This window comes from Trichococcus collinsii, assembly GCF_900107505.1.
Classification (GTDB): domain Bacteria; phylum Bacillota; class Bacilli; order Lactobacillales; family Aerococcaceae; genus Trichococcus; species Trichococcus collinsii.
Map to the genome: position 1 here is coordinate 1 of NZ_FNQH01000022.1, position 2,989 is coordinate 2,989.

Annotated in this window: 2 protein-coding genes; one reads left to right on the plus strand and one right to left on the minus strand. The window is 36.2% G+C overall.

Going from position 1 to position 2,989, the window contains the following annotated elements:
* Positions 1-1,001: 1,001 nt before the first annotated feature.
* Positions 1,002-1,676, plus strand: a complete 675-nt coding sequence (locus BLV66_RS15375; RefSeq protein WP_086987741.1) for a Fic family protein — start codon at positions 1,002-1,004, stop codon at positions 1,674-1,676.
* Positions 1,677-2,408: 732 nt separating this feature from the next.
* Here the strand turns inward: BLV66_RS15375 and BLV66_RS15385 are convergent.
* Positions 2,409-2,663, minus strand: coding sequence for a helix-turn-helix domain-containing protein (locus BLV66_RS15385; RefSeq protein WP_086987720.1), 255 nt, complete (start codon positions 2,661-2,663; stop codon positions 2,409-2,411).
* Positions 2,664-2,989 lie beyond the last annotated feature (326 nt).

The window sequence follows — 2,989 nt, forward strand, 5'->3', positions numbered from 1 at the left end:
TGGTATACTGGTGCGTAAGTATACCAGTATACTTATGTGTATTTTATATTCCGGAATGAAAGAAAATGAAAACAAGCTATATGGGCGATTTTAAATTTCATAAGCGTGATTTGATCTATAAATAACTATGCAAGAGTATACTGGTATACTCTTGCATAGTTATTTATAGATGTTTTTGAACCCAAAAATACTACGCAAAAGTATACTGGTATACTCTTGTGTAGTATTTTTGGTATACCAGTATACTTTTGTGTAGTTTTGAAGAGCATTAAAGGGTTTACTTACAAAATAAGTTAGGTTAAGGTAACTTTATAAGTATTTAAAATATTGAAGAAGCTTTCTATGAGTATCTTATAAGGCTTGATAGAGGTTAAAAATTGAATACAAAAAAAGCCCCACGAATTGGCGTTCGCGGAACAAAACATAACTTAGCATTTATGTACTGTCATTATACCAAGCACCTGGACAAATGACAAAGGCTTTTTTTACATCGTTGGAGCCAAGCAGCGATCTATTAATTTAGAAACGAAGTGGAAAGGTTAAGCATTAGCCGCTGCAATAACTAATGCTAGGGGATTAAGGGCATTACTGTATGCATGCTCTCCCCGAATGGCGTCCGCGGCCGATAACGGCGGGGGTGGTAATCCTGGGCCGAAAACCCAGTAACTTGAAACAATGCTCTTAGGGAGGATTTTAAGAGGGTTTCAGGTGTGTTGAAAAGACACCAACGCATACAGATGCGAAACACGCGACTGACCGATCCGACGCTAGAACGGACTTGCATAAGCATGTTGTACTCTAATTCACTCAAAAAAATTTTTTTAGTGATATTAGGGTACAACTCTGCTCACTTGCTCATTCCCTCTCCTCTGCTAGTATATTTAGTGTGTTTAGTCAACTTTATTTTATATTATTTGACAGTAGAAACTTATTTTTATTATTGGAGAGGTGTTTTTGTGAGCGGAATTCTAAAAAAAATACCACAAGACTATTTAGATGATATGCTGGTGCGTCTTGCCCACCACTCAGCAGGGATAGAAGGAAATACGATCTCATTGCCTGCGACTGTTTCGATTATTTTGAATGGTACACTGTCAGTTAGCGGTGGGGTAACGGTACGTGAATTTTACGAAATCGAAAATCATAAAATAGCTTTTTCTAACCTAATGGATCATTTAGAGAATAATGATAAACTTTCTGTCTCCATTATCAAAGAAATCCACGCCGATTTAACCGATAGGCTTCAATATGATAAAGGCCAATTCAAAAAAAACGACAATCTGATTATAGGTGCAGAATTCCAAACAGCTACACCAGGGGAAACGCCATTTCTTATTCAACAGTTGGTGGATAACCTAGAATACCGGCTGGAGAATGCAGCTACTGAAGAAGAAAAATTAGATAGCATTTTAGATACACATATTCAATTTGAACGGATCCATCCGTTTTCCGATGGAAATGGATGGACAGGGCGTATGTTAATGAATTACTCATTGCTGCAGGAGGGATTTCCGCCTTTGATTATTGAGAAGGAAACTAAAGCGACTTATATCGAATTACTAGCCAAACAAGATTTAAATGGGTTTATGTCTTTTGCCAAAGAAATTTTAGCAAAAGAACAAAAGCGCATGCAGGCATTCCAAAATATGGGCCAAGAGAGAATTTCATACGAATAAAATCTACTAAATAAAATTAGTAGGTTTCATTCGTTGGCGGATTGATTTGAGACTCTGTGAATAGGTTATTCAAATATTTCATGTTCTTGCTGCAACTCTAAGTATAAAGACATTACTGCATTCTCATTAATCTCTTGGTATGTTGCGATTATGTGATAATCTTCTGCTGAATAGATACTTATTTCTTCAACAATGTATTCAAGTGCTGCCTCTAATTGAATATATATTTCATAGGATTCCAACAGGTTTAGAAATCTAAATTGCTTAGTTAAACCATGGCTATTAAGCCAAATTGGACGCACTCGTCCCTTGAATGGTGGATTTTGAAAATAAACGAGATTTTAAGTTTAATGTATATTGATAAAATTGCCTTAGTGTCTCCATTAATACAAAAGAGGCCTAAGCCTCTTTTGTATTAATGATATCGATGTTGATGGTTAGATAGAATTGATCCTGCCTGGCTTTTCATTTTTTTATTATTGCTAGTGGCTAGATCTTTTCCGGCTTTGCTTACTTTACGAGAAATTCTTTTGCAACCTTTTTTCCCCATAATCGTGTCACCTCACTTTGCTCTATTTACAGAAGAAAGAGGGTAGAATATCAGGAATCATACCAGTTTTTATTTGATAATCTAAGGCTTCCTAAAAATGTAAGCCTTTTCCCGTGTGCTTTTATCATATCAAAAAAATTAAACAAATAAAGAACAAGCGTTCTTTATTGCTAGTACGGTTATTAATTTGCTAGTTGTCGTAATAAATCATCAATGTGATCATTGATGACGACTAAACGATCTTTCAACAAGTTTCCTTTTTTGGTAAGCACCAAATTGCCACCCTGGTTCTGGAATAATCTTACCTCCAGATCAGTTTCGAGATATTGGATATGCTGCGTGACTGCTGGTTTGGACAAGCAAAGTTCTTGCGCAGTCGTTGCATAATCCAAGCAGTCAGCTAAAACCAGGAAAGTTTGGTAATGATAATCAATCATGAGATCACCCTTTCATTTCTTAATGATGGCTTACCGGCAAACCAAATCTGAAATCACCTTAAAATGCGTTATTTCGGAAGTGTTTTTTCTGAATAGAAGGATAAAACGTCCCAAAAACCCCGTTTTGTCTGAATCGATGGAAGTATTTCTTACTTTACTTTACCCGAGGTTAGATAGTAAAGATAAAGGTGCGCGAAAACATCTGAAAGACTGGCACCTTCCAAATTCATTTCTTTCATGAAATCAGACAATTCTTCTTTACTGACGATCAGATTGGCCAGTTTATAATAATCCCCCAAAGGATAGACATAGATGACGTTCTCCGG